Origin of the sequence: Roseovarius sp. PS-C2, assembly GCF_018862045.1 — a bacterium.
In the GTDB taxonomy this organism is placed as follows: Bacteria; Pseudomonadota; Alphaproteobacteria; order Rhodobacterales; family Rhodobacteraceae; genus Roseovarius.
In genome coordinates this window covers 497655-522408 of record NZ_JAHKSQ010000002.1, presented here as the reverse complement: position 1 = coordinate 522408, position 24754 = coordinate 497655, and the positions used below count along the sequence as shown (strand labels likewise).

Genomic DNA, 24754 nt, shown 5'->3' with positions numbered 1-24754 from the left:
CCTCTTTTCCATCACCCTTATCTGATAGCAAACCGAGGCTCGGGCCTTCATCAAGGTTTCGGTAATGATGCGCATTTTGGGAGATGCATCCAACTCGCCGGAAATGATCTCACAAGCTCGCCCCGTGAAGCCACCTATACCTCGGCGAGGGCTGCGTCGATCGCCCCAGCGGCCATTTCCTTGGCGACCTGCGCCACCTCGGGCATCCCGCGCACATGGGCGGTGGCGATGGCCCCTTCCTTAAGCAAGGCCAGTTGCTCGGCGAGCTTTGCCGGATCGGACGCGCCGGCCTCGATGCAGAGACGTTCCAGATATTCCAAGATACTGCGCTTGTGTTCGGCTGCGGCGCGGTGCGCAGGATGGGATTGATCGCTGAATTCTCCGGCGGCGTTTATGAACGCGCAGCCGTGAAAGCCCAGCCCCTTGAACGCCCGACCCTCGAACCAAGTTTCGAGCGCGTCAAACATCGCCAGCAGACGCCCGCGCGGTTCGGCGGAGGACTTGTCCATTTCCCCCATCAGCCAGTTGCGGAACTGTTCGTCACGCCGGTGCAGCACCGCGAGAATCAGTTCATCCTTGGAGCGGAAGTGATTGTAGAGCGTCATCTTCGCAACGCCGGATTCTTCCAGAATTTTGTCGATTCCTGTGGCGTTGAAGCCGCCCGAATAAAAAAGTTTCAAGGCGGTTTCTATAAGATCGTCACGACGAGACTTTGGCATAATTCATAACATATTCAGACAGTTCTGTATAATTATGGCGCAACTAACGCAAATTTTCAAGCGATTAAGTGATGGCATTTTGAAAGTATTTAAGATTCCTGATCTTGTTCATAGACAGACTTGTCTGTATATATTCTATCCATTCGAACCAATCAGAGTGAGGCAACACCATGACCCGCATCGCACTTCCCCCTTCGATCGAAACCGCCCCGACTGCGGCTCAGCCGCTTCTTGCAGGCGTGAAAAAAATGCTCGGCAGCGTGCCGAACCTGTTCCGCATTACCGCGAACAGCCCCGCCGCGCTCGAAGGCTATCTCGGCCTCAACGGCGCGCTCGCCAAGGGCAGCCTCGACACCAGGACCCGCGAGCGCATCGCGCTCGCCGTGGCACAGGTCAACGGCTGCGACTATTGCCTGGCCGCCCATACCTATCTTGGCACGCACGTGGCCAAGCTCGACAAGGCGGAGATCGCCGCAAACCGCGCCGGTAAGTCACAGGATGTGAAGGCCGAGGCCGCCATTCGCTTTGCCGTCGCTCTCGTGATCGAACGCGGCCATGTCGCTGACGCCGATGTCTCAGCCATCAAGGCCGCGGGATACTCGGAGGCGGAGATTGTCGAGATCGTCGCTCATGTCGCGATCAACACGCTGACAAACTACCTCAATTCGGCGCTCGACACGCCAATCGACTTTCCGGTGGTCAGCCCCAAGGTGGCCTGACCCCGAGGCGCCCCGGCATCCTCTCCCCGGATTGCTCCCTGTCCCCCGGTCGGGGCGCCAGTATTTCCTCTTATCGGAGAATTTTCATGACACTCCCTCCTCTCCCGCCCTTCGACGAAAGTGCCGCCATCACCAAGGTCCGCATGGCCGAGGATGGCTGGAATAGCTGCAACCCGGAAAAAGTCGCCCAGGCCTATACGCCCGATTGTCGATGGCGCAACCGCGCCGAGATCTTCCGAGGGCACGAAAGGGTCATAGAGTTTCTTACCCGCAAATGGGCGCGAGAGCTGGACTACCGGCTCATTAAGGAATTGTGGGCCTACCATAGCAACCGGATCGCTGTGCGGTTCGCCTATGAATACCACGATGACACCGGTTCATGGTTCCGCGCCTATGGCAACGAGAACTGGGAATTCGCCGAAAACGGCCTGATGCGTCAACGCATCGCTTCGATCAACGACGTGCCAATAACGAAACAAGAGCGTCTCTTTCATTGGCCTCTTGGGCGTCGCCCGGACGAGCACCCCGGCCTGTCGGCCCTTGGCCTATAGGAGTGGAGCCATGCCTCTCGGAGTTGCCGATATCGCCTTCACGCCGACCGTGCGCGCCGAACAGGAGCGCCTTGGTTCTGCCACGCTATACGCGAGTGCCCTCTCGCCCGACCGCGACGGCGGGCGTAGCCTTACTGAGCGCGAAGCTACCTTCCTTGAGGCACGCGACGGGATGTTCCAAGCTACTGTCTCGGAAACAAGTTGGCCCTACGTGCAGTTCCGTGGCGGCGTCCCCGGGTTTCTCAGGGTGCTCGACCCGCAGACCATAGCCTATGCCGATTACCGTGGTAATCGGCAGTATATCAGCACCGGCAACCTGCGCACCAATCCCCGCGTGGCGATCATTGCCGTCGACTACATGGCGCGCAAGCGGCTGAAGCTCTGGGGAACTGTCGAAATTTCCGAAAATGCCAGAGTGATCGGTTTGCTCTCCACGCCCGTTGCCCCACCGGCGGAGCGCGCGATCATCATTCGTATTGAAGCCTATGACTGGAACTGTCCCCAGCACATCCCGGTGCGCCGCACCGATACCGAACATGGTGGCGAAATCCTCCGCCTGGAGGAGCGCATTCAGGCACTTGAAGGACAACTGATCAAGGCCGGGATTTCCCCGACCTGACCGGAAGGATCAATCCCAAGGGCGCAGGCCCGAATTTCAAGCCACGAAGTGGATCATTAAAATGAAAGACAGAAACTCGCGTCTCATCTCGGCCTTGGCCATGGCGATTGCCGTCGGCAACATCGCGATACCGTCGGCCATGACGGAACTCGATCCAGCCCATATAGGGGTGGCCGCCAATGCCGCCCACGACGGCCACGCGCCCATGAAAACAGCCGCCTGCGCCCTCGCATTGACCGAATTGCCAGCGAACTGACCCCGATACCGGCAGCCCCGACGGTGCCGGCTCCGAAGGAAAGCGGACATCGCTCCCTCTCGCCCGCGGCGTGATCCACGACCGTGACCAAGTGACAGCTGTCTCCTGATGCGGTCGGTGTGATCCCGGCAACCTGGCATCGCGGCAATGACGCCGCGCTGTCCTCACCCCTGAATAGGAAACTGACCATGAAACACGACCATAAACATGACCACGGCCCCAACTGCGGCTGCGGCATCACGCCCGAATACGTCGATCTGGCTCGCCGCCGGGTTCTTACCGGGGCTGCGGCCAGCGCCACTGCTGGGACCGCGGCCTTTACTGGTGGTGCCGCCTTGGCGGCTACCGACGAGGCCCGTGCCTATTGCGCCGAACCCAAGACACCTGGCCTGCCGCAGATCGACAAGGTGATCCTGGCCGGCATGTCCGCAAACCTTTGCTCACAAGCGCACCTCTACGAGTTGCTGGAGCTAGGCTACGAAGTGGCCGTGGTCCGCGTCGCAACGGCGGGAGCCAAAGTGCCCAAGGGCGATGGGTATCTCGCCGCCATCATCAATTTCCGCATGGTTGCCAACGGCGTCTGGTGGACGGACCACGCCGTGAAGCGCATCGCCGCCGCAAGCTGATTTTCCCAAGACCCACCTTTCATCTAAACCTGAAGGAGACTTCCAATGACTTCCCAACTCATTAAGGGCATCGCCACCTGGACCACTATCCTAGCCGTCGCCTCCGCGGCCACCTTCGCCCTCGCCACTTGGGCCAATGCTGCCGACGAATACAATGTTGTTAACGGCCTCACCCTTTCCGGGCACCCGCTTGGACTGCACGGCGTTGATCCGGTTTCGATGTTCGGCGACCAGGGCCCAGTTGTCGGGAACGCCACGCATGCCATGACGCATGATGGTGTTGACTACTACTTCGCCTCTGCCGAGGCCGAGAAGATGTTCGAGGCGAACCCGGCAGGCTACCTGCCCCAGTTCGGAGGATTCTGCGCATTCGGCGTCTTCGTTGGCGCGAAACTCGACGGCGATGTCCGCTATGCCGATATCAAGGATGGCAAACTCTATCTTTTCGTGAATGCCGCCATCCTGGCGAAATACCAAGAAGACCCTGCGGGGGTCATAGCAGGTGCCGAGGCCAAGTGGCCAGCGATCATGCATATCGCTGCAAGCGATCTTTAATTGAGATTCTCGCTAGAATTTAGGCGACGCGGGCTAGTTCTCGAGTCGTCCACCGTGCCGCAGAGTGAGGGATAGCAGACGTTCTCGGTGAGCGCAGTGGAGGTCTGCTGTCCGCCAATCTTTCTGTGAACCCACCTTCACCAATATGCACGACGCATGATTTGGACATATGTACCCGGTCAGATATCGATATCTCGCTGAAACAATCAACACTGACGGCTTGATACTGGCTATCGCCCCGAGGTGCCCAGATACCGAAGCCTTCAGTGAACAAGCACCACCCGCTTTACATGATTACAAACATGATATTTCGTCAGCTCGGATGGTCCACTTGGAATTCGACCACCTCTTCATCGCGCGCCCCTCACCGGACTTCCATCTATTCGCTGCCAAGATTCGTGCGTTCTTCCTGAATTTGACGCATGCGCTCTGGCCATGTGGATCTGATGAACGCGAGTATGTCCCAGATGTCCCGATCGCTCAGACGGTCGCCAAACCCCGGCATTGCACTGTCGAACGCAACCCCTTGTTCGGCCATGACCGCCTGACCGCCAAATTTCGTGTAGGAAAAAAGCAAGGCATCGCTATGGTGCCAGGTGTGTCCGCTTGCATCATGCGGTGGCGCCGGAAAGCGGCCATCTTCGCCCGCGCTTTGCCAATTCGGTTGCCCCTCAAGATTGGCACCATGACAGGATGCGCAATATTCACCATAAAGACGTTCCCCCTGCGCGGGGTCGCTGGCCATTTCGACAGAAGCCTTCGCCGTTTCAGCACTTGCCATCGTCCCCCAAAGGAACGCGATGACACCCCCGGCCAATGCCGCGACTATTGTACGGCGCATCGTCATGCGGCCACCCTGACCCATGTCATCATCCCCGAGGCCGCATGGCCCAGCATATGACAATGAAACAACCAGTCCCCCGGATTGTCCGCCATAAAGGCGATCTCGCGGTTCTGGCCGCCAATCATCAGCAACGTATCGCGAAGCGGGCCAAATTGCCCGTCTGTCATGACCTCGCGGAAATGCATCCCGTGCAGGTGCATCGCATGGGGAAATACCGTGTCATTGAAGATTTCAAGCCTGACAGCCCTGCCCTTGTCGACCGCGACCAAAGGCGTGTCCGTCATGCCGACCGTTCCGTTGAAGGACCAGAACTGATTGGCCTGCACAAGCTGGCGGAATGTCCTTTCCTTTCCGTCCAGAACAGCCGTTTGCAACCGGCCCATCGCGCCGCCTTCCATGTGAAGCCGGGCCTTTTGCGCGGCCTCGAGGCCGGATATCTCCATCGCCGGGTTCGCAGGAAGCGCCGTGGGCGGCGCGCGGCGTGTGCGGCTGTTGTCGCGCTGAACCGGAAACGATACCTGCGCCAGCCCTTCGCCATCGACGACATGCACCAGATGAGCCATGTCCCCGGCTTCGGCAACGACATCCACGAACAGGTCCATCCGCTGTCCCGGCCCCAAAAGGAACGTGCCAGCGATCTTTCGTGGTGCCGCCAGCGGCATCCCGTCTTCAGCCAGAACCCAGCCCTCGAATCCCGCAAGGCCGAGTTCGAAAATCCGGGCATTGGCCGCGTTGATCAGCCTTAGCCTGAGCCGTTCGTGACGGCGGGCGGGAATGGACAGGTCGTATCGCCCGTTGGTCACGATCAGATTGCCGCGCCGTCCTGCATGGCTGCGATCGTGGCGCGCCATGTAGTCAGGGTCCAGTTGGGCGGTTTCGGGGTTCAGCAGCCAGTCGTCCAGAACCAGCACCTCCTCGCGGTCGACATCCGGTTGCTCCGGTTCCTCGACAATCAGCGGACCATACAGGCCACGCGCCACCTGCTCGGTCGAGCGTTCATGCGCGTGATACCAATAGGTTCCCGCATCCGGCGCGGTGAAGCTATAGTCGAACGTCTGACCGGGTTGCACCGCCTGCTGCGTCAGGCCCGGAACGCCGTCCATTGCGTTGTCGATACGCAGCCCGTGCCAATGCACAGTGGAGGGCTGGGGCAAACCGTTCAGGAACGTCCGCTGTAGCCGGTCGCCCTGTCGCAGCCGGATTTCCGGGCCGGGCACGCCACCATCGTACCCCCATATCGCGGTCCTGGCGTACCCCGCGGGTGCGATCTGCGCCGTTCCCTCTTTGGCTTCCAGTACCGTTTTGCCTTGGGCACCGGCCCATGCGGCCACCGGGACCGCAGTAGACGAGGCCAAAGCCGCCCCACCTGCAAGAAATGCTCTTCGTGTCGTCACGCACTGTCATCCTTTTCAAAGAGGTGGAAGGGCGCATGCCGCGCCCCTCCAAAACAGGTTGCCGCTTTTATCGGGTGCGGTTGGGGATCAACCGCCGCCGAACCTGACTTCACCTACCATACCAGCTTCGCGATGGCCTGGCACATTGCAGGCGAAACCCATTTCGCTGTCTTCGCTGAACGTCCAGGTGATTTCGGCGGTTTCGCCCGGCTCCAGCAGGACGCTGTTGGGATCGTCATGCATCATACCGGCAGATTTCATCTTGTCGTGGAACAACTTGCGCGTGGTCATCATGCCCTTTTGCATCATGGAGCGCATTTCGTGCGAATGACCGTTCCACATGTCATGCGTCCCGAGATTGAATTCATGTACCATGCGCCCGTCATTGCTGACGACAAAGGTGATGGTCTCACCCTGTTTCACCTCGATCTTTGAAGGGCTGTATTTCATCTCGGTCATACTGACCTCAACCGTGCGGCTGGCATTTTCCTGCGTGCCGGGTTTGCCGATCCCGGCGCTTTCGCCGTGGCCGCCGCCATGGCTTCCGCCTGCGAACGTCACAGAGGTGGACGCGGCCAGCGCCGCGGCGAATACGATAACTGTCTTGCTTTTGGTGATCATCTGTTGATCCTTTTGATCTTGCGAATTGGTTGGCTGATGAGTGGATCAGGCAAACGTTCGCGGCGGTGGAGGATCGAAGGTGAGAATGACCTCACGCGCATGGACCGCAGCGACATGAGCCACGATGTCAAATGACCGTTGTACAAAGCAGGACGTGCTTTGCGCGATGCGAAGATCAATCGGGGAACAAACCGGCCCCTTATGACAGATCTCGTTCGGATGCCCGCCATTTGACAGGCCGGATACGGCCACGCCCGTGGATTTGGCGTGATGAAGGACATGGCTGGCCAGGCCCTCAGTCTCGGCGGCCTGCGGGGCGAAAAGAAGCAATAGCACCGCAAGCCCCGGCAACAGGCCCATAACGATCCGGCGCAATCGCCCCCCGAAGGTCATCAATGGATACCGTTTTCTTTCTGGAGTTCCCGGACATATGTCGCAATGGCCTTGACTTCGCCATCAGTCAGCCCATCGACCGGAGGCATGTTGCCGAATGTCCAATGATGCGACCGCACGCCATTCTTCGCGGCCAGAACGAACGCCATGTCCGAGTGATGGTTGGGTTCGTAAATCCTGTGAACCAGCGGCGGCCCCTTGCCTGCCCGCCCTGAGGCGCTGGTTCCGTGGCAAGTTGAACATTTCGCTTCAAAGGCACGTTCACCGATTTGCGCTTGAGGCGACAGTTCGCCCGGCAAACGCACCTCGACCAGTGCGGCCCCCTCGGCAATTCCCGACGTGTCAGCCGGTGTCATGCTGTACTCTGCCGGAGACTGGCCGGGGGTGACAGAACGCCAAATCAGTGCGCCACCACCCACGATCAATATCAAAGCGATTATCCAGTAATGTCTGCTCATGCTCAGCGATTCCACATTCTGCCGGTCGCGCTTCTTAAGGACGATGGCGACTCCCGTGTTTTGGCTAACTGCCCAGATTCCAGCGCTGGAAGGTCAAGCCGAATGCGATCACAATCTCCTGATCGGATGTAACCGGAAACCGGCTTGCCATTTTCCTGAAACCGCGCATGCTTTTCGGCGCAAAGGCAAATGGGCTTGTAACGGATGCGGTTTTTCAGACTTGCACGACGGTTTCACATGGCCGCGCTTGCGGCCCTGATCGCTGTGGCGATCCCCTTTGTCCTGCCCGACATGCCTGCGCCCGGCGGCGATCAAAGCCAACACGCGGCCATGCAATCCACGGACTGCGATAGCCTTGCCGCCATACATGGAAACGGCGCCGATTGCCCCGGCATGTCCTTGCATTGCTTGTCATTCGTCGTTCTGGATGTCGCCCCGATCGGGCGTATCCACAGCGTTTCGGTTCAATACCACCCTCGCATCGAAATTCGAGCCATCGGTATTTCACCGCAAGCCAGCTTTCCACCGCCACGCGCGTAATCGCCCCCTTCGGCAACGCCCCCATGCGGCCAATACCGCGGGGCTGAGCAACTGCGTCTGATATCCAGACGGTCCTGCGGGCCGCGCCAGAAAACAGGCTGCTTGCCCGTTGACCGTGGCCGAACTTCAAAAAACCTCCCCAAAACAGCGCGTGAAATTTCAACACGCGGTAAACGATACATCTGGAAGGAAACACGATGCGTTTCTTCGCAAGCAAACGAAGTGCCTTATCGGGCACCGCCCTCACGTCATCCGCCAAGTCAAACCACCACCTTTCACGGCGCAATTTCGGACTGGCCGCTGCGGCGGCCATTGCCACCCCGACCATTCTGAAAGCACACGGATCACCCAGGACCACCTCGACCGGGACATATGACATTACGGTTGATCGCATTCGGATCGATACCGGCAGTTTCCGGAAAATGGGCGTCGGTTATAACCAAAGCCAGATTCCCACCGTTCTGCGGTTCAAAGAAGGCGAAGAGGTCACGATCAACGTCACCAACAACCTGCGCGAAAGCACGTCGATCCACTGGCATGGGTTGATCCTGCCCTTCCGTCAGGACGGCGTCCCGGGCATCAGCTTCAACGGCATCGCGCCCGGCGAAACCTTCACCTATCGCTTTCCGATCGTTCAGGCCGGCACCTACTGGTTCCACAGCCACTCGGGCTTTCAGGAACCCGACGGCGCATACGGGGCCATCGTGATCGAACCGAAAAACGGCGAACGCTTCCGTGCGGATCGCGATTACGTGGTGCAACTCGCCGATAAGCACCCCCATCCGGGGCGGCGTATCATGCGTAACCTCAAGATGATGCCGGACTATTACAACCGCTCGCAACGCACCTTTCAGGACCTGGTCAACGACACCCGGCAATCCGGCCTCAAGGCAGCCCTGAAAGAGCGCGGCATGTGGGGACGGATGCGGATGATGCCCACGGATATCGAGGATGTTCAGGGGTTCACACCGCTCATCAACGGGCGCAGCACAGCGCAGAACTGGACAGCACTGTTCAAACCCGGCGAGAAAATCCGCCTGCGGTTCGTGAACTCGTCTGCGATGACCTATTTCGATATTCGTATTCCGGGCCTCGGGATGACCGTCGTTCAGGCCGATGGCAATGACGTCAGACCCGTTACCGTAGATGAATTGCGGATCGCGGTGGCGGAAACCTATGACGTGATCGTCGAACCACGCGAACACAAGGTTTACAGCATCATCGCCGAATCCATGGGCCGCACCGCCCTGGTTCGGGGGACGCTGACCCCCAAACAGGGACACGCCGGGGCCGTTCCGCCGCTCAGGACGAAACCCCTGCTGACCATGGCCGATATGAACGGCATGATGGGAGGCATGGATATGGGCGATCACGTCATGCAGAACGCCCATGACATGCCCGGCATGAATGGCATGAGCGATATGAGCGGCATGGACCATGCCAACATGGCGCAATCAGATCAAACCCCCATGCAGGGTATGACCCAGTCGGGCATGTCCATGCAGCAAGGCATGGCAGACGGCGAACCATTCTATGCGCCGGGCAGCGGCCTGACACCAAAGGCATACAACGGCGGCAGGTTCCTGTCCTACTCGGATCTGCGGGCCGCAAGGCCACGCTATCGCCACCGCGCGCCATCACGAACGATCGAACTGCGCCTGACCGGCAACATGGAACGATACATCTGGTCCATCAACGGGGTGAAATTCGACGACGCCGACCCGATCATACTGAACCACGGCGAGCGGGTACGTATCCGGTTCATCAACGAAACGATGATGGCGCACCCGATGCACCTGCATGGCATGTGGTCAATCCTCGATACCGGCAAAGGTGCGCACGACCCGATCAAGCATACGGTCAGCGTCCAGCCCGGAACCACGACCGACATCGAGGTCGAAGTCGACGCGCCCGGCCAATGGGCCTTTCACTGTCACCTCTCCTACCACGCCGATGGCGGCATGTTCCGCAAGGTGGTGGTCAAGGGCCGCCCGGCCTGATCCGGCAAGAATCCAAGGAAAACGAATATGATATTCCCTAAAACAATGCCCCCGGCCCTTATGGCCCTGTCAGTGGCAATGCCGACGACCGCAACGGCTGAACCCCTGATATACGGGTTCCAGGCCGAACAACTGGAATACCGCTCGCTTGACGGAGAAGATGCCTTCGCATGGGATTTCGATGCCTTTGTCGGATCGGACGAACTCAAGCTTGTATGGCGCAGCAAGGGCGAATTCGGCCTCACTTCGGACGAATTCGAGGGACTGGAAAACCAGCTGCGCCTGCAAATGCCGGTCTCCGATTTCTTTGATGCGGTCATCGGGATTCAAGCCAGCACACCCGACAACGGCCCTGACCGTTTCAATGGCGTTCTCGGTATCAAAGGCCTTGCCCCGCAATGGTTCGAAATCGATGCCGATCTTTACCTGTCGGACCATCCGTTCTTCCGGGTCGAGGCCGATTACGAAGCCCTACTTACCAACAGGCTGATCCTGACGCCCAGTATCGAGATCGACATCCCCCTGAAGGATGACCTTGCCGCAGGTCGCCGCGCAGGGGGGCCGATCCTCGAAATCGGGGCCCGTCTGAGTTATGATCTCATTGATCGCGCTGTATCGCCTTATATCGGCGTCAACTACGAAAAGGCCTATGGCGGTACGGCAGACTGGCGGCGCGCAAGCGGCGAAAAAACCGATGCGTTTTCAGTGGTGTTCGGTACGCGCCTGATGTTCTGAGAAAGAGCCGCCCCGTTGGCAGGCACGCCACCGGGGCGGCCCTGGTGCCCGAACATCACGCACCAGACACATGCCAGTCGAAACAATCGGACACTTACGCAACATGCGCTTTGGCAACAAAACCCTGCGTGGAAAGGAAGTGGAATGAACGATCATGGAAACCCTCACGCCGGGCACATGCCGTCAAGCGGACGTGGCATGGCGATTTCGGCTTGGCTGACCGGCATCTATTTCATCATCGAGATGAGTATAGGGCTCTGGACGGGCTCGATTGCGGTTATCTCGGATGCCTTCCACACCTTTTCAGCCGTCGGTGGCGTACTTGTAGCGATCATCGCGGCACGCCTGGCCAAACGCCCCGCTGACAAGGATTTCAGCTTTGGCTGGTATCGCTCGGAAATTATTGGTGCGCTGGTCAATGGCGGCTTTCTTCTGGGTATGGCCCTGATCGTGATCTACATGGCGGCAATGCGCATGGGCTCTCCAATCGATTTGCCGACGGGGCCGATGCTGCTTGCCGCGGCGGGCGGTCTTGTAACCGAGTTCATTTCGCTCGGCCTGATCTGGAAACAGAGCAAAAGCGACCTAAATGTGCGCGGAGCGCTCTGGCATATCATTCAGACATTTGTCGGAAGCCTGCTGATCATCGTGACAGCCCTTGTGATCAAGTTCACGGGCTTCCTGTTGATCGATCCGATCCTGGGCATGGCCTTCGGCTTTGTCCTGCTATGGGCCAGTTGGGGCATCCTGCGGGATTCCATGCGCCTGTTGATGGAAGGAACACCTGACGGCATCGACCTGTCCGAGGTCATCGACAAGCTGGAGAACCTGGACGGGGTGAAAGATGTCCATCACGTCCATGCATGGACGCTGACCAGTGGCCACAACGTCTTTTCCGGTCACCTGCGCGTGTCAGACAGTGTAGAATCGCATGATCTTCTGGAAAAGGCGCAGGCGATGCTGAAATCGGAATTCGGCTTCTTCTTCGTTACCCTCCAGATCGAAACCAAGTGCCTTGACGAAAGCGGAGCCGAGAAAATCGACGTAACGGCGGGCACTGTCAAATAGAACCGGGATGAGACGCAATCGGCGGCAGCCTAGCCTGCCCGGATGACAAGACGCGTCCCGTTCAAGTATTTCAAAACCAGCCGGGAAATCATCTGCCTGGCCGTTATGTTGTATGTCAGGTTTCGAAAACAGACAGCACAAACTGAACCAGGCAGGTGTCTAGGAAACTAGGGGCACCTCAACCCTCATCCCGGCCGTAGCCCGGCCAGCCATGCACTCAGGTTCGATCAGGACCAGTCAGATTGGGCCGCCGATCGGCTCAAAGCTATGCAATGCTCAAGACACGGACGATGAGCGTGATAGGTACGATCAGAGCGGCTGTCAGAAGACGGATACAGAGCAGCACTTTAGGTCTGTGTGGTCTGCTTTCCCTACGCGCACGGGTTCAAATGGCCGCTTACCGAAATACCGTTATTTGTCCGACGCATTTAGCTATTTAAAGAGGCGAAACGGCCCGCTCCTGCGGGCCGTCCATCTGGATCAATTCAACATAGCATCGACAGCCTGGGCAAGAGATACTGTTGGACGACCCAACAACTGCGACAGCGTGCGGCCTTCGTCATAGAGTGCATCCTCAGAGGCAGCGACATCGAAATCGGCCACAACAGCGGCAAAGCCGGCGTCGAGCCCGGCGCCGGTCAGAATATGTGCGTATTCGTCGCGTGGCAAATCCTTGTAGGGAATTTCCCGGCCAGTCTGGCGGGAAACTTCAGCGGCCAGATCAGTAAGTGTGTAGGCCTCGTCGCCCGACAATTCGTAGGTCTTGCCGGCATGACCACCCGTGGTCAGGGTCACGACTGCGGCTTGGGCGTAGTCGTCCCGCGTCGCCGAAGAGATACGCCCTTCTCCTGCGCTGCCGACCAACACGCCATGTGCGACCGCCGCCTGAACTGCGGCTGCGTAGTTCTCGGTATACCAGCCGTTGCGCAGCAGAGTGACTTCCAGGCCGGACTCGGCCAGCATTTTTTCGGTCTGGCGGTGCTCGTCGGCCAGCGAGATGGGACTCCTGTCGGCGTGCAACAGGCTCGTGTAGACGACGCGTTTGACGCCTCGCGACTTGGCGGCTTCAATCACATTGCGGTGCTGAGACACGCGTTTGCCGATCTCGCTGGCCGAGATGAACATCAGTGTGTCAACGCCTTCGAGAGCGGCATCAAGGCTCTCGCGGTCCTCGTAGTCACTCGCGCGCAGGTCGACACCCAGATCCTGCGCCCTCGCAGGGGTCCGGGCCAGCGCGATGATCGCCTCATCTCCCGCCTTCTCTTTCAGCCGCTTGATGATGAGCCGTCCGAGTTGTCCGGTTGCTCCGGTTACTGCAATAGTCATGGTCTTTCCTCTTACTGATTTGATGTGTTCATGCCGTTATGGCGGCCATTGGCGGTGTCGTCGCAACTATGGCCGGGATGACACCCGGAGCGCCAGGTGGCGCGTGGTTTTCGGCCACTACCAGGACCGGGCGCATCTATCTTTGTTACTGACGGGCACTGCCTGTGGCCGCGTCAAGCAGTGCGGCGACATGGGCCGGCGGTTTCGGCACAACGCCAAGCGGATTGAGCGCCTTGATCGAGTAATATCCCTGCAAGATGTGGTCCATGTTTACGGTTTCGCGGACGCCGGGGACGGCCAGGATGCGGGCGAGATAGGCCGACAGGCGCGGATAGTCGCGGATTTCACGGCGGTTGGTTTTGAAAAGACCGTGATAGGCCGCGTCGAACCGTATCAGCGTCACGAAGGCCCGGATATCCGTCTCCGTCAGCGTTTCGCCCAAGAGGTAATCGCCAGTCAGGCTGACCTCGAGCTCGTCGAGCATCGCGAACACGCCGTCCATCGCTTCGTCATAAGCCGCTTGCGACGTTGCAAAGCCAGCCTTGTAGACGCCGTTATTCAGCAGATCGTAGATCCGCGGGTTGAGCACGTCGATTTCTACCGCGTGCGCTTCCGGATACAGGCAGATCTCCGAGGGCACGAGGTGCTCGAAAGCCGTGTCCAGCATGCGCAGGATGTCGGCGCTTTCATTGTTCACCATCACGTTCCGCTTCGTGTCCCAGAGTACAGGCACGGTCGCGCGTCCGGTGAATTGCGGATCGGCGCGCGTGTAGAGCTCGTGCATGTAGCTGGCCCCGAAGAGCGGGTCCTCATCCGCACCGGGAAAGCCGCCGAAGCTCCAACCCTGATCGGTTAGGGCCGGATTCACCACGGTCACCGCAATCACATTCTCGAGCCCCTTCAGCTTGCGGGCGATCAGCGTACGCGACGCCCAAGGGCAGATCAGCGCGACATAGAGCCGATAGCGACCGGGCTCGGCCTCAAAACCGCCCTCCCCGGTTGGACCGGGGCGACCGTCCGGCGTGATCCAGTTGCGGAAACTGGAGACCTGACGTACGAAGCGGCCCTTCTCGTCGGCCTTCTGCACCGGCTGCCAATTTTCCACCCATTTTCCGTCGACAAGCATGATCGCGTCTCCTCAATTCGCGTGAAAGATGAAGGACCGCATCGACACCGACCCGAGGTCGATGGCATCGGTCATAAAGGTCAGATCGTCGCGCGCATCCGACGCGCCAGCGATGGCGAGCGCGGGCAGGTAGTGATCGACACTGGGATGAGCGGCGCGCAGAAGCGAGCCTAGGCTTTCGGTGTCGGCTAGCGCGGCAAAGTCGCGGTCCGCGAGGCGGTCGGCAAAAAGCCTGTCGAATTCCAGCGCGAAATCCAGCGGCTTGCCGCCAGGTCGCATGGCTCCCAGGTTGTGGACAACATTGCCCGAACCGAGGATCAGCACACCGCGGTCGCGCAACTCCGACAGGGTCCTGCCGATCTCGAGTTGATGTGTGAGCTCGCGACTCATGTCGATCGAGACCTGGAAGACCGGCACGTCGGCCTCGGGATAGAGAAATTTCAGAACGGCCCAGGCACCGTGATCCAGGCCCCAGCGGTCATCCTCCTGCGCGCGGTGGCTTTTGAGCAGCGTCACCACCTCGCGGGCCAACTCTGGCTTGCCGTGCGCCGGGTACTGTTCTTCGAACAGCGCCTGCGGGAAGCCGTAGAAATCGTGAATCGTTTTCGGCATTGCCGAGACATCAACCAGCGTCGTTCCTCGGGTCATCCAATGTGCCGAGACCACCAAAATGGCCTTTGGACGGGGCAGGCTCTGGCCCAACTCGGTCCAGGCGCGGCTGAACGCAGTATCTTCGATCGCGTTCATCGGGCTGCCGTGTCCAAGAAACACCACCGGCATCCGATCGGTCGGCGCGAACTTGTCGCGGAGGTCTTGAAGGCTATGAGTCTGCATGAGGTATCTCCTGTCTATGCCGGGTCGCCCACGGCGACCCGGAAGTAGTGTTCTCCTTAGGCGAATCTGCCGAAGATGCGATCGAGGACCGGGAGGCGCAGTGCGTAGGCCCCGGCGCCGAGCAGCAAGATCACGCCTTGGACGACGGTCCAGAACAACGGGAATTCCCAGCCGCCGCCTTCATTCGAGAAGCTCCAGCCGTAACCGGAGTGCGCCCAGACCGATCCCAGCAGGATCGCGATGAGCGGGATTGAGACGGCGCGGACACCTACGCCGAGGATCAGCGCGAGACCGCCAGCCAACTCGCCGAGAATCGTCAAGTAGGCGAAGAACCCTGGCAGACCGAGGTTTTCGAAGAAGGCCACGGTGCCGGGGATGGTGAACAGGCTCACCTTCATCCAGCCATGGGCGAGGAAGGCCACACCGCTTGTGACGCGAAGGATAAGGGCGGCGAGGTCAGCTTTGATGGTTGCGGATTCGATAGACATGTCAATCACTCCATGGGATCTTGTTCAGGCCGTTTGCCAGCGCGGTGCAATCTCCGTGCCCTTGCCGAGCACGTATCCGAATTGAATGTTCAAGAAACCGAGCGGCTCGAGGTAACGGGCGTTTTTCAGCGGACCGGCATCGAGTGCGTCGAGCCCGGCTTCAACGGCCAGCGCCTTCACCGTTTCCTTGGCGTCATCGTCATCGGAGGCAACGAAGGTCTGGATCGGCGTTTCGCCCAGTTTAAGGTCCCCGCCATAGTGTTGCGCGAAGACGGTATTGAAGGCCTTTACGACCCGGGCACCGGACAATGCAGCAGCGATCTCCTCGGCGGCCGAGCTGTCGTGTCCGACCTGCAAGCCCGAGAAATCCTCTGAGACAGGGTTCGAGACATCGACGACAATCTTGCCGGCGTAATCCGCCTTCGTCGCCAGGTCCGCCGCGGCCTCGTAGGGTGTGGCCAGAATGACGATATCTGCGCTTGCAACTGCGGCGCCAATATCAGCTTCGCGACCGTAAGCGGCCACGTCATGCGATATTCCAGAAAGGGCCTTGGCGAGGCCTGAGCCCACATTGCCGTTCCCTATGATTGCGATCTTCATGGTCTTCTCCATCTCTTTACCGCCAGGTATGACGGTGTGTTTCGATCTGCAGCCAAACTACGCCTTGCATACCGACAACAAAATGGCGATGTTATAGAATGACTATCGCCAAAATGTTCTCAATTTAACCATGGACCGCATCGACCAGATCCGCGCCTTTGTCGCCACCGCCCAGACCGGGTCCTTCACGGCTGCCGCCGATCAGCTGGGCATTTCGAATCGGCTGACATCCAAATACGTGGGCGAGTTAGAAGCGCGGCTCGGCGTCCGCCTTCTTCAACGCACGACCCGCAAGGTGGGGTTGACGCCCGCCGGAGCGGACCTGCTTGCGCGCGCACCTGCGCTGCTGGACGATTTCGACGACGTCCTCAGCGGGATTGCCGAGGGCTCGAAAGGACTCTCGGGCATGTTGCGCGTTTCCGCGCCGGTGACTTTCGGTGAGGTCTACGTGGTGGGCATGCTGGCCCGTTTCGCGGCGGCCCATCCGGCTTTGTCCATCGATCTGCGCCTGAACGACCGACATCAGGACCTCGCTGCCGAAGGCCTCGATCTGGCCTTCCGCCTCGGCCATTTCGATCAGGCATCGCTCAAGGTCCGCCGGCTTGGCACGTTTCGCAGTGTGCTTGTGGCAAGCCCTGAGTACCTTGCGCACCACGGTACGCCAACGACGCTCGAGGACCTTTCGGACCACGCCTGTATCGTCGATACCAACAGACGCAACCCCCGTCGCTGGGTGTTCCACAAAGACAGCAAGGAAACTGTTGTCACCATAAAGGGCCGCTTTCAGGTCAACTCCGCGCGTGCTGCCGTAGAACTCGCTATCAGCGGCCTTGGCTTAGCCAACGTGCCAAGCTTTGCCTTGAGTGATCTTGTCGAAGCGGGCACCCTCGTCCCACTTGTCGAAGATCATCATTCGGAAATCGCCCCGATCGGGGCGGTCTACCTGGAAGGACGGACCCTGCCACGGAAAGTCCGCGCATTGATCGAATTCGCGGCCGAAGACATAAAGGGGCACTGTCAAATAAAACCGGGATGAGACGCAATCGGCGGCGGTCTAGCCTGCCCGGATGACAAAACGCGACCCATTCAAGTATTTCAAAACCAGCCGGGACATCATCCGCCTGGCCGTTATGCTGTATGTCAGGTTTCCGCTTTCGCTGCGGAACGTCGCGGACCTGCTTCACGAGCGAGGCATTGATGTCAGCCACAAAGCCGTGCGGTATTGGTGGCATCGCTTCGGCCCCCTCTTCGCGGTGGAGATCAAGAAGCGCCGCGTGGCCGGAATGAAATCCAGCCGATGGCGCTGGCACCTGGACGAGATGTTCGTGAAGATCAACGGCGAGAGGCACTACCTCTGGCGCGCGGTGGATCACGAGGGAGAAATCCTGGAAGCTTCGTGACGAAAACCCGCGACAAGAAGGCGGCACTGAAATTCTTGAAGAAAGCAATGCGCGAGCACGGTCGCCCAGACGTAATTGTCACGGACCGGCTGCGTTCATATGGCGCCGCATTGAAAGAGATCGGCAATGCAGATCGACAGGAAACCGGCCGCTGATTGAACAATCGCGTCGAGAATTCCCACCTGCCGTTCCGAAGGCGAGAGCGGGCGATGTTGCGCTTCCGGCGACTACGAAGTCTGCAGAAATTCGCCGCCGTCCACGCCTCAGTCTACTATCTGTTCAACTCGGAGCGCAGCCTCTATTCAAGATCAAATTTCAAGCTCAACCGCGCCGCCGCTCTCGCTGAGTGGCGTGGTCTTTGCATGGCATAAGGGGCGGCTACCCTGCCCTTGCAGAGACTGGTTCGAATTCGTCTGACACCGTCCGATTCTAGGGGAGTAGGGTCGGCCCAGAATTCACCTCCGAAATTCAACACTACCTGTTTCAACGAATGCGCACCTGTGCCGGGGCTGACCTGAATCCGTCTGGCAGCACCCCATGTCAGCCAGTTCCGTCGCTCAGTCGCCCGCAACACTTGACCGGTACATAAAACCGCAGGACGTTTAGGATCGAAGCGTTTCATTTGGGAAACGTCGTGTCGAATTGAGAGGGCATGGCTATGAGAGCAACCCTGTTTGGCTGCGCCGTCGTCATGGCCCTCGCCGTCCCGGCCGCTGCGCAGCAGGTTCTTGCCGTTTACGACGCCCGGCTTGGCCCTCAGGCCGTCAAGAATTGCCACATATCCACTACAGCGTCCGGGTGCTCTTTGTGCAACTCGTGGCTCGCGCCGCGAACCATGTGAAGACCGACCTTCTGCGAACGGGCTCGGGGCAGGATGGCGTCGAGTTGGGCGCGTGTGCCGAACGCGTCTTCGGTTCCCTGAAGCAAGCCCAGAGGACAGCATATTCGATCCATCAAATCCCGGATGCTCCATCGATGCATCCCGGCCGACAACCACAGATCGAGCCAGCTTTCAAAGGCGAAACCAGAGTCGGCATGCCGTTGGGCAAGCGCCTTGCGCAACGCCGGATCTTCGCGTTTATCCGCCAACGCGCGAACACCGGAGATCGTATGGGGCTCGACGAAACTATGGGGGGCGATCGCCGTGACCGACGCCACCCGTGCATCCGGTTGCGCAGCCGCGATCAACGCGATGCTGCCTCCATCGCTGTGACCGACAACATGCGCGATATTGATGCCCTCCGCATCGAGAAGCGCCGGAAGAACCTCCGTTGCTTCGATATGCAGATAATCGACGGATTTGGCAGCGGCACGCTTCGGCGACAACCCGCAGCCGGGTCGCGAATAGGCAATCAGGCGCAGATCGGGCCAGCGGACCGCAAAAACCTCCATGACAGCCTGCATCGACGCAGCCGTCCCGAAACCATGATGAAGGAAAATCACCGTTTCGGCCTGTTCAGGGCCGCATCGAACGACTTCGAGCGGCCCCACAGACGTATGGCGCAAGGTCTTCATACTGCAAGCTTTTGAAGCAGCTTTTCTCGGGTCGGCTCGTCCTCCGCATCGCCCTCGAACACGACCGTCCCACGTTCGATGAGAACGAAACGGTCGCAGACGGCAAGCGCCTCGTGAATATTTTGCTCGACAAGGACGATGGCACAGCCCGCATCCCGCATTTCGCGTACGATCGCGAAAATCTCGGCGACAATCATCGGGGCAAGCCCTTCGGAGGGCTCGTCAATCAGGACCACCCTGGGATCAGCCACCATGATGCGGGCCATGGCAAGCATCTGCTGCTCGCCGCCCGACAGGGTCGTGGCCGGTTGCCTGACGCGTTCGGCCAGCCGCGGAAATCGTTCGAGCACCGGATCGAGTTTCGAAGCGGGCTTCGGCCCCTTGAGGCCGAGCAGGCCGAGTTCGAGGTTTTCCTGAACCGTCAGCCCCGGAAAGATCCGCCGATCTTCCGGCACGATTGCAAGCCCTTCACGATTGATCGCGTCCGGCTCGCTCCCGCCGATGTCTTTCCCGTCAAGCTGAATCGAACCGGAGCTTGGCTTCACCCAACCCGCGATGTTTTTCAGAAGGGTGGTCTTCCCGACCCCGTTGCGCCCGAAAACACCCAGGATTTCGCCTTTCTGAACGTCAAGAGAAATGCCCTGAATCACATGGCTCAGGCCATAATGGCTGTTAATATCTCTGATATGCAGCATTGTCTCATCCATTTCCGAAATATGCCGCCTGGACAGCCGGGTTGGCGCGCACTTCGTCGGGTGTACCATCCGCGATTTTCTGGCCCTGATGCATGACCACGACATGGTTCGAGACTGCCATCACGATGCCGATGTCGTGTTCGATCAAGAGAATAGAAACGCTGTCCGTAAGGCTGCGGATCATCTCTTCCGTCTCTTCGGTATCGGCGTGGCTCATCCCCTGGGTCGGCTCGTCAAGCATGAGAACCTTGGGTTCACAAGCCAGACACATCGCGATCTCAAGGCGGCGTTGCTCGCCATGGCTCAGATAGCCAACCTGCTCATGGGTCTTCGCGTGCAACTCGAAGCGATCTATCAACTCGTCGACCTTCTGCGCCGCGCGCCCGGTGCGCCGGAGCGGGCGCAAGGCATGCGAAACAGGTTCCAGCACCTGGGCCGCCAATCTCAGATTCTCGCGCACGGTCATCTCAAAGAACAGGTTGGTGATCTGGAACGACCGCGCCAGCCCGTTCCTTTGAAGCGCCGCAGGCCCGTCGCGGGTAACGTCCTTGCCATCGAGATACACCGCACCGCCGCTGGGGCTGAGCGCACCGGAGATCAGATTGAACAGCGTCGTTTTTCCCGCGCCGTTCGGCCCGATCACCGTTGTAATCTCGTTGGGCATCGCGGCAATGGTGACCGCATCGACCGCTTTGAGCCCACCGAATGCGATGCTGAGCGCATCTGTGTTCAGGATCGGTTTCATCACGTCGCTCTTTTCGTCTTGGCTTGGGCAGCGGCATGACGCCGCTCCGAATTGCGCATACGGGTTTCGAGCCTAGGCTTCACAAGCCCCACAAGCCCTTTCGGCATAAAGAGAATTGCACAGATAAAGATCAGGCCGATCACGATGAGGTGGTGTTCAGTAAAGCTGCCCACGACCGATTTGAGAAAGGTCAGAATGACCGCGCCATAAAGCGCGCCGACCAGTGTCCCGGCCCCACCGAGAATGACCATGATGACGGCATTGCCCGACGCGGCAAAGTACATCAGCTCCGGCGACACGAAGCCGCGCAGCATCGGGTACAGCGCGCCAGTGATCCCCGCGATGAGCGCAGCGACCACATAGGACACCATTCTTGGTCCCCATGTGGAATAGCCCAGAAACGGGATACGGTTCTCGTTGGCCTTGAGGGCGATGACCAGCCTGCCGAACGGAGTGGTGAGCAGATACGCCACTGCCGCATAAAGGAGCGTGATGATCACCAAGGTCAGCAGGAAAAACGCCAGCGGACTACCCGCCGAAATCGTGACGAACCCGAGCGGAATGTCGAGCACCGGCACACCGATCAGCCCGTCAGACGCGCCGAGTTCACGCGTGTTGTAGACCACCTTGGCAACGACCTGCGCCATACCGAAGGTGATGAGCGCAAAATACACGCCGCGGACCCGGTTGGCGATCAGCCCGCCAATGATCCCTGCCAAAAGCGACGCTGTGATGGCCGCGCCCATCGCAAGCCAGAAGGACGGCACTTCGCGCAAAACCAGAGCGGAAACATAGGCACCCACTCCGAAATAGAGCGCTTGCCCGAGGCTCAACAGCCCGCCGAAGCCAAGCAGGATATCGACCGAAAGAGCGAGACCGCCAAGGATGAGGGCTTCGGTCGCGAGTCTCAGATAGAACACGTCGTTGGTTACCGCGGCGAGGACCATGCCGATCACCGCCACGACCAGCAGCAGGGCAAAGAACACATGGTTGGCCCGCATGGAGATGTCTAGACGGTCATGCATGGCCGATCCTCCCGAACAGTCCCTGAGGGCGGAACATGAGCACAACGACCATCACGCCAAAGACGATCGGATCGGACCAGACAGGCGAGATGACGAGGCTCGAGATCGCCTGAACCTGTGTGAGCAGAATTCCCGCGATGACTGCGCCCCAGATCGACCCCATGCCGCCGACGATCACCACCGTGAAGGCCATCAGGATGAAGTCGCGCCCCATCGTGGGAAAGACCGAGTAAACAGGCGCAAGCAAAACCCCCGCAAGCCCTGCCAGAGCCACGCCGAAGGCGAAAGCCCCGGAATAGACCCAGCCCACACGGACACCGAGACTCGCCGCCATGTTGCGGTCGAACGAGGCGGCCCGAACGATCGCGCCGAGCCGCGTGCGATAGGTGACGAAAGCAACCGCAAGGATCACCGCCGCCCCGATACCGATCAGGAAAAGCCGATAGGTCGGAATATACACCCCGAGCAGATCGGTCGCGCCCGGAAGCGGGTTTTCGGGCCGGTGCGTGTTCGGCCCGAAGAGAATTTTCAGCACATCCTCGGCAATCAGCCCCAGCCCGAAGGTCAAAAGCAACGTCGAGACATGCCGGTCTGCCCCATCATAGACCCGACGGATCAGATAGCGCTCCGTGATGACGCCCAACGGCAGCATCAGGATCGGGACCAGCGCGATGAGGACCCAATAGTTGAGCCCCGTAAGGCTCAGCGCCAGCGCGCCATAGGCGCCCACAGCGTAAAACTCGCCATGGCTCATATTGATGACATCCAGCAAACCGAAGATGATCGTGAGGCCCAGCGCCACGAGGATCACGGAGATCCCCAGCGCCAAGCCATTGAGCATCTGCGGCGCCAGAACGAAATGCAGATAATCCGCCATGCGTTCTCTCCGCGCCCCGCTCAGAAACGTTCACATGTGTCGGGACCGATCGCCGCTTCGCCGTCGATCGTATCGGCGATGGTGAAAGCTCCGTCTTTGACCTGCACGGCGTACATCGGCTGCACCGCCTGATGATCCCCCGCACGGATGGATTTCACGCCCTGCGGCGTCTGCCATTCGAGCCCTTCGAGGGCCGCGCGAACCTCATCGGTTCCTGTGCCACCAGCCGCCTCTACCGCCTTCTTGTAGGCAAAGAGCAAGCCATAACTGTCCGCACCGTAAAGATCCGGATCGGCGCCGTTGCGGGCATTGAACGCCTTGACGAATTCCGCATTCTCGGGCGTGTCAATCAACGTGGAATAGCCCACACCGGTGATGAAGCCTTCAGCCGCATCGCCAATGGCGCCGATATTCTGGCTAGTTACCGTACCCGATGCGCCAAGAATGGTCAGGCCGTCACGCACACCGAAATCCTTCATCTGGGTAAAGAGGCGCACGGTGTCGTTGCCGGCTACCGACGTGTAAAGCACCTCGGGCTGAGCCGCGCGGATATGCCCGAAATACTGGCTGTAATCCTTGGCGTCGAGCGGGGCAAATACCTCCCCTGTGGATTTGGCGCCCACCTTCTCGGCGTTGCTTTTGAACGCGGCCACGGTAGACCGGCCCATTTCATAGTCCGGCCCGAGATAGAACACCTTGGCTTCGGGCTTTTCCTTTTGAATCCAAGCGGCAAGCGCGGCCGATTGCTGACCCGCACGCGCATTCACCCGGAACACGTTGGGTGAACACTTGTCGCCGGTAATCGCGTCCGAGAAGGATACGGTCGTGGCCAGAAGCTTGCCCGCCCGCTCGGCGACCTGACCGACAGCCAAAGTCGCGCCAGAATTCACCGTCCCGGTGAGAAAATCGACGTTCTCGGCGGTCATGAGTTTCTCGGCCTTCTGCACGGCGACCGAAGGGTTGGCCTCGCTGTCCTCGTAGATCAGTTCAACCTGACGGCCCATGATGCCGCCCGCTTCGTTGATCTCCTCGGTGGCCATGTCGAGCCCCCAGGTCACCTGCTGGCCGATACCGGCATACGTGCCGGAAATCGGGGTGACGACACCGATACGGATCGGCTCGTCCTGGGCCATGGCCGAGCCCGAGAAAAGCGCAGTCAAGGCTGCAGTTGTCATCAGTCCTTTGATAGTCATTGTAGTTCCTCCCTGTGAACTTTGATTAGCGGCCGACGAAAGTCGGTTTCCGCTTTTCGTGGAAAGCCTTGACGCCCTCCGCGAAATCCTCGGATTGACGCAGGCGGCTGTAGCAATGGCCCTCGAGTTCGATGCCAATGGCGACCGTCGCGTTTTCGCTGTCGTTGAGCAGTTTCTTCGCCGTGCGTTGTGCCATGGGCGAAAAACTGCGGAGTTCGTTGACCAGATCGGCGGTGGCCTGTTCGAGCGCGTCATCCTCCACCAGTTCGACGGCAATGCCCCAGTCGTGCGCTTGCTGGCCGGTGATCCGGCGCGAACGCATCACGACATCCTTGGTGCGCGCCAGCCCGACAATGGCCTGCAGGCGTGCCGAACCGCCCGAGCCAGGAATCTGGCCGAGTTTCTGCTCGGGCAAGGCGTAGCGCGTGGATTTGGCCGCGATCCGGAAATCGCAAGCGAGCGAAATTTCGAAACCAACGCCAAAGGTGTACCCCTTGTTCGCCGCGATCACCGGCTTGGCGCAGCGCCACGGCGCGGCGACGTTGTCGGCCAGATGGCTTACATGCTCAGGGGACGCGTCGAGAAATCCATGAATGTAACCGCCCGACGAGAAATGCTCGCCCTCGGCACGCAACACGATCACGCGTACGCGATCGTCTGCATCGAGCGCTTCGAAGGCGGCGCGCAACTGATCGCGCTGGCCCATGGAGATCACGTTCATTGGCGGGCGCTCAAGAACGATGTCGCCACGCTCGCTATCGGCATCGACTTCGATGCGAAACCCATCGGGTTCGGCCAGCAGTGGCAGGTCTGAATAGGGGTTGGTCATGAA

29 protein-coding genes and 2 pseudogenes are annotated in these 24754 nt (G+C 59.6%); 13 read left to right on the top strand and 18 right to left on the bottom strand.

All coding sequences use genetic code 11. The features are described 5' to 3' along the window. Positions 1-134 precede the first annotated feature (134 nt). A complete protein-coding gene (locus tag KPG71_RS05945; protein WP_216337184.1) occupies positions 135-719 on the bottom strand; it encodes a TetR/AcrR family transcriptional regulator in 585 nt (194 codons plus the stop codon). 170 nt (positions 720-889) lie between these two features. Here KPG71_RS05945 and KPG71_RS05940 point away from each other — a divergent pair, with 170 nt between their 5' ends. The 6 genes from KPG71_RS05940 (at position 890) to KPG71_RS05915 (ending at position 4045) form a co-directional block, all read left to right on the top strand. Continuing rightward, entirely contained in the window at positions 890-1438 is a 549-nt protein-coding gene (locus tag KPG71_RS05940) for a carboxymuconolactone decarboxylase family protein (protein ID WP_216337183.1), read from the top strand. A gap of 86 nt (positions 1439-1524) precedes the next feature. Then, complete coding sequence (locus KPG71_RS05935) at positions 1525-1989, top strand: nuclear transport factor 2 family protein (protein ID WP_216337182.1); 465 nt, start codon at positions 1525-1527, stop codon at positions 1987-1989. A gap of 10 nt (positions 1990-1999) precedes the next feature. Next, complete coding sequence (locus tag KPG71_RS05930; protein ID WP_216337181.1) at positions 2000-2608, top strand: pyridoxamine 5'-phosphate oxidase family protein; 609 nt, start codon at positions 2000-2002, stop codon at positions 2606-2608. A 61-nt stretch (positions 2609-2669) separates the two neighbouring features. Next, a complete protein-coding gene (locus KPG71_RS05925; protein WP_216337180.1) occupies positions 2670-2864 on the top strand; it encodes a hypothetical protein in 195 nt (64 codons plus the stop codon). Between the two features lie 188 nt (positions 2865-3052). Then, the gene (locus KPG71_RS05920; protein ID WP_216337179.1) at positions 3053-3490 is read left to right on the top strand and encodes an isochorismatase family protein; all 438 of its coding nucleotides are present in this window, start codon (positions 3053-3055) and stop codon (positions 3488-3490) included. 45 nt (positions 3491-3535) lie between these two features. Continuing rightward, on the top strand, positions 3536-4045 hold the full coding sequence (locus KPG71_RS05915) for a YHS domain-containing (seleno)protein (protein WP_253196118.1): 510 nt from the start codon (positions 3536-3538) through the stop codon (positions 4043-4045). Between the two features lie 379 nt (positions 4046-4424). Here KPG71_RS05915 and KPG71_RS05910 read toward each other — a convergent pair whose 3' ends face one another. The 5 genes from KPG71_RS05910 to KPG71_RS05890 form a co-directional block, all read right to left on the bottom strand. Then, the gene (locus KPG71_RS05910) at positions 4425-4826 is read right to left on the bottom strand and encodes a cytochrome c (protein ID WP_253196137.1); all 402 of its coding nucleotides are present in this window, start codon (positions 4824-4826) and stop codon (positions 4425-4427) included. Positions 4827-4888: 62 nt separating this feature from the next. Continuing rightward, a complete protein-coding gene (locus tag KPG71_RS05905) occupies positions 4889-6283 on the bottom strand; it encodes a multicopper oxidase family protein (RefSeq protein ID WP_216337177.1) in 1395 nt (464 codons plus the stop codon). Positions 6284-6370: 87 nt separating this feature from the next. Continuing rightward, positions 6371-6904 carry a plastocyanin/azurin family copper-binding protein gene (locus KPG71_RS05900; RefSeq protein WP_216337176.1) on the bottom strand — a complete coding sequence of 178 codons (534 nt, stop codon included), beginning with the start codon at positions 6902-6904 and terminating at the stop codon, positions 6371-6373. Between the two features lie 45 nt (positions 6905-6949). Beyond that, on the bottom strand, positions 6950-7297 hold the full coding sequence (locus KPG71_RS05895) for a hypothetical protein (protein WP_216337175.1): 348 nt from the start codon (positions 7295-7297) through the stop codon (positions 6950-6952). Beyond that, the gene (locus tag KPG71_RS05890; protein ID WP_216337174.1) at positions 7297-7755 is read right to left on the bottom strand and encodes a cytochrome c; all 459 of its coding nucleotides are present in this window, start codon (positions 7753-7755) and stop codon (positions 7297-7299) included. The genes KPG71_RS05895 and KPG71_RS05890 overlap by 1 nt, the downstream gene beginning before the upstream one ends. Before the next feature lie 237 nt (positions 7756-7992). Between KPG71_RS05890 and KPG71_RS05885 the strand changes: the two genes are divergently transcribed. From KPG71_RS05885 to KPG71_RS19615, 5 genes and pseudogenes are all read left to right on the top strand, one after another. Beyond that, on the top strand, positions 7993-8295 hold the full coding sequence (locus KPG71_RS05885; protein WP_216337173.1) for a hypothetical protein: 303 nt from the start codon (positions 7993-7995) through the stop codon (positions 8293-8295). A gap of 197 nt (positions 8296-8492) precedes the next feature. After that, positions 8493-10295, top strand: a complete 1803-nt coding sequence (locus tag KPG71_RS05880; RefSeq protein ID WP_216337172.1) for a copper resistance system multicopper oxidase — start codon at positions 8493-8495, stop codon at positions 10293-10295. Positions 10296-10373: 78 nt separating this feature from the next. Next, positions 10374-11030, top strand: coding sequence for a copper resistance protein B (locus KPG71_RS05875; RefSeq protein WP_253196117.1), 657 nt, complete (start codon positions 10374-10376; stop codon positions 11028-11030). A gap of 144 nt (positions 11031-11174) precedes the next feature. Beyond that, entirely contained in the window at positions 11175-12098 is a 924-nt protein-coding gene (locus KPG71_RS05870; RefSeq protein ID WP_216337170.1) for a cation diffusion facilitator family transporter, read from the top strand. 42 nt (positions 12099-12140) lie between these two features. Further along, positions 12141-12221, top strand: a pseudogene (locus tag KPG71_RS19615) (IS6 family transposase); the annotation flags it as partial. 357 nt (positions 12222-12578) lie between these two features. On the opposite strand, the gene KPG71_RS05865 reads toward KPG71_RS19615, so the two are convergent. The 5 genes from KPG71_RS05865 to KPG71_RS05845 form a co-directional block, all read right to left on the bottom strand. Beyond that, the gene (locus KPG71_RS05865) at positions 12579-13424 is read right to left on the bottom strand and encodes an SDR family oxidoreductase (protein ID WP_216337169.1); all 846 of its coding nucleotides are present in this window, start codon (positions 13422-13424) and stop codon (positions 12579-12581) included. A gap of 145 nt (positions 13425-13569) precedes the next feature. Then, the gene (locus KPG71_RS05860; protein WP_216337168.1) at positions 13570-14550 is read right to left on the bottom strand and encodes a glutathione S-transferase family protein; all 981 of its coding nucleotides are present in this window, start codon (positions 14548-14550) and stop codon (positions 13570-13572) included. A 12-nt stretch (positions 14551-14562) separates the two neighbouring features. Continuing rightward, positions 14563-15384: a 4,5-DOPA dioxygenase extradiol gene (ygiD, locus tag KPG71_RS05855; protein WP_216337167.1), complete on the bottom strand. Its 822-nt coding sequence runs from the start codon at positions 15382-15384 to the stop codon at positions 14563-14565. A gap of 56 nt (positions 15385-15440) precedes the next feature. Then, positions 15441-15872 carry a DoxX family protein gene (locus tag KPG71_RS05850; protein ID WP_216337166.1) on the bottom strand — a complete coding sequence of 144 codons (432 nt, stop codon included), beginning with the start codon at positions 15870-15872 and terminating at the stop codon, positions 15441-15443. Between the two features lie 24 nt (positions 15873-15896). Further along, the gene (locus KPG71_RS05845) at positions 15897-16472 is read right to left on the bottom strand and encodes an NADPH-dependent F420 reductase (RefSeq protein WP_216337165.1); all 576 of its coding nucleotides are present in this window, start codon (positions 16470-16472) and stop codon (positions 15897-15899) included. Between the two features lie 130 nt (positions 16473-16602). Here KPG71_RS05845 and KPG71_RS05840 point away from each other — a divergent pair, with 130 nt between their 5' ends. Both KPG71_RS05840 and KPG71_RS05835 read left to right on the top strand, forming a co-directional pair. Continuing rightward, positions 16603-17508, top strand: coding sequence for a LysR family transcriptional regulator (locus KPG71_RS05840; RefSeq protein ID WP_216337164.1), 906 nt, complete (start codon positions 16603-16605; stop codon positions 17506-17508). A 31-nt stretch (positions 17509-17539) separates the two neighbouring features. Then, positions 17540-18243: pseudogene (locus tag KPG71_RS05835) on the top strand (IS6 family transposase). A gap of 385 nt (positions 18244-18628) precedes the next feature. Here the strand turns inward: KPG71_RS05835 and KPG71_RS05830 are convergent. The 7 genes from KPG71_RS05830 to KPG71_RS05800 are packed head-to-tail and all read right to left on the bottom strand — an operon-like array spanning position 18629 to position 24751. Next, positions 18629-19387 (bottom strand): alpha/beta fold hydrolase, encoded by a 759-nt coding sequence (locus KPG71_RS05830; protein ID WP_216337163.1) that lies wholly within the window; start codon positions 19385-19387, stop codon positions 18629-18631. Beyond that, positions 19384-20082, bottom strand: a complete 699-nt coding sequence (locus tag KPG71_RS05825) for an ABC transporter ATP-binding protein (protein ID WP_253196116.1) — start codon at positions 20080-20082, stop codon at positions 19384-19386. Before KPG71_RS05825 ends, KPG71_RS05830 begins: the two co-directional genes overlap by 4 nt. Before the next feature lie 4 nt (positions 20083-20086). Beyond that, on the bottom strand, positions 20087-20827 hold the full coding sequence (locus KPG71_RS05820; protein ID WP_216337161.1) for an ABC transporter ATP-binding protein: 741 nt from the start codon (positions 20825-20827) through the stop codon (positions 20087-20089). Continuing rightward, the gene (locus KPG71_RS05815; RefSeq protein WP_216337160.1) at positions 20827-21852 is read right to left on the bottom strand and encodes a branched-chain amino acid ABC transporter permease; all 1026 of its coding nucleotides are present in this window, start codon (positions 21850-21852) and stop codon (positions 20827-20829) included. Before KPG71_RS05815 ends, KPG71_RS05820 begins: the two co-directional genes overlap by 1 nt. Next, positions 21845-22729, bottom strand: coding sequence for a branched-chain amino acid ABC transporter permease (locus tag KPG71_RS05810; protein WP_216337159.1), 885 nt, complete (start codon positions 22727-22729; stop codon positions 21845-21847). Before KPG71_RS05810 ends, KPG71_RS05815 begins: the two co-directional genes overlap by 8 nt. A gap of 20 nt (positions 22730-22749) precedes the next feature. Next, positions 22750-23922: an ABC transporter substrate-binding protein gene (locus KPG71_RS05805; RefSeq protein ID WP_253196115.1), complete on the bottom strand. Its 1173-nt coding sequence runs from the start codon at positions 23920-23922 to the stop codon at positions 22750-22752. A gap of 25 nt (positions 23923-23947) precedes the next feature. Then, positions 23948-24751, bottom strand: coding sequence for an enoyl-CoA hydratase/isomerase family protein (locus tag KPG71_RS05800; RefSeq protein WP_216337158.1), 804 nt, complete (start codon positions 24749-24751; stop codon positions 23948-23950). Positions 24752-24754: the final 3 nt, after the last annotated feature.

Coding starts and splice junctions, on each gene's coding strand:
- KPG71_RS05945 (WP_216337184.1), bottom strand. CDS start 719: ATGCCAAAGTCTCGTCGTGACGATCTTATAGAAACCGCCTTGAAACTT.
- KPG71_RS05940 (WP_216337183.1), top strand. CDS start 890: ATGACCCGCATCGCACTTCCCCCTTCGATCGAAACCGCCCCGACTGCG.
- KPG71_RS05935 (WP_216337182.1), top strand. CDS start 1,525: ATGACACTCCCTCCTCTCCCGCCCTTCGACGAAAGTGCCGCCATCACC.
- KPG71_RS05930 (WP_216337181.1), top strand. CDS start 2,000: ATGCCTCTCGGAGTTGCCGATATCGCCTTCACGCCGACCGTGCGCGCC.
- KPG71_RS05925 (WP_216337180.1), top strand. CDS start 2,670: ATGAAAGACAGAAACTCGCGTCTCATCTCGGCCTTGGCCATGGCGATT.
- KPG71_RS05920 (WP_216337179.1), top strand. CDS start 3,053: ATGAAACACGACCATAAACATGACCACGGCCCCAACTGCGGCTGCGGC.
- KPG71_RS05915 (WP_253196118.1), top strand. CDS start 3,536: ATGACTTCCCAACTCATTAAGGGCATCGCCACCTGGACCACTATCCTA.
- KPG71_RS05910 (WP_253196137.1), bottom strand. CDS start 4,826: ATGGCAAGTGCTGAAACGGCGAAGGCTTCTGTCGAAATGGCCAGCGAC.
- KPG71_RS05900 (WP_216337176.1), bottom strand. CDS start 6,904: ATGATCACCAAAAGCAAGACAGTTATCGTATTCGCCGCGGCGCTGGCC.
- KPG71_RS05895 (WP_216337175.1), bottom strand. CDS start 7,297: ATGACCTTCGGGGGGCGATTGCGCCGGATCGTTATGGGCCTGTTGCCG.
- KPG71_RS05890 (WP_216337174.1), bottom strand. CDS start 7,755: ATGAGCAGACATTACTGGATAATCGCTTTGATATTGATCGTGGGTGGT.
- KPG71_RS05885 (WP_216337173.1), top strand. CDS start 7,993: ATGGCCGCGCTTGCGGCCCTGATCGCTGTGGCGATCCCCTTTGTCCTG.
- KPG71_RS05880 (WP_216337172.1), top strand. CDS start 8,493: ATGCGTTTCTTCGCAAGCAAACGAAGTGCCTTATCGGGCACCGCCCTC.
- KPG71_RS05875 (WP_253196117.1), top strand. CDS start 10,374: ATGCCGACGACCGCAACGGCTGAACCCCTGATATACGGGTTCCAGGCC.
- KPG71_RS05870 (WP_216337170.1), top strand. CDS start 11,175: ATGAACGATCATGGAAACCCTCACGCCGGGCACATGCCGTCAAGCGGA.
- KPG71_RS05865 (WP_216337169.1), bottom strand. CDS start 13,424: ATGACTATTGCAGTAACCGGAGCAACCGGACAACTCGGACGGCTCATC.
- KPG71_RS05860 (WP_216337168.1), bottom strand. CDS start 14,550: ATGCTTGTCGACGGAAAATGGGTGGAAAATTGGCAGCCGGTGCAGAAG.
- ygiD (WP_216337167.1), bottom strand. CDS start 15,384: ATGCAGACTCATAGCCTTCAAGACCTCCGCGACAAGTTCGCGCCGACC.
- KPG71_RS05850 (WP_216337166.1), bottom strand. CDS start 15,872: ATGTCTATCGAATCCGCAACCATCAAAGCTGACCTCGCCGCCCTTATC.
- KPG71_RS05845 (WP_216337165.1), bottom strand. CDS start 16,472: ATGAAGATCGCAATCATAGGGAACGGCAATGTGGGCTCAGGCCTCGCC.
- KPG71_RS05840 (WP_216337164.1), top strand. CDS start 16,603: ATGGACCGCATCGACCAGATCCGCGCCTTTGTCGCCACCGCCCAGACC.
- KPG71_RS05830 (WP_216337163.1), bottom strand. CDS start 19,387: ATGAAGACCTTGCGCCATACGTCTGTGGGGCCGCTCGAAGTCGTTCGA.
- KPG71_RS05825 (WP_253196116.1), bottom strand. CDS start 20,082: ATGCTGCATATCAGAGATATTAACAGCCATTATGGCCTGAGCCATGTG.
- KPG71_RS05820 (WP_216337161.1), bottom strand. CDS start 20,827: ATGAAACCGATCCTGAACACAGATGCGCTCAGCATCGCATTCGGTGGG.
- KPG71_RS05815 (WP_216337160.1), bottom strand. CDS start 21,852: ATGCATGACCGTCTAGACATCTCCATGCGGGCCAACCATGTGTTCTTT.
- KPG71_RS05810 (WP_216337159.1), bottom strand. CDS start 22,729: ATGGCGGATTATCTGCATTTCGTTCTGGCGCCGCAGATGCTCAATGGC.
- KPG71_RS05805 (WP_253196115.1), bottom strand. CDS start 23,922: ATGACTATCAAAGGACTGATGACAACTGCAGCCTTGACTGCGCTTTTC.
- KPG71_RS05800 (WP_216337158.1), bottom strand. CDS start 24,751: ATGACCAACCCCTATTCAGACCTGCCACTGCTGGCCGAACCCGATGGG.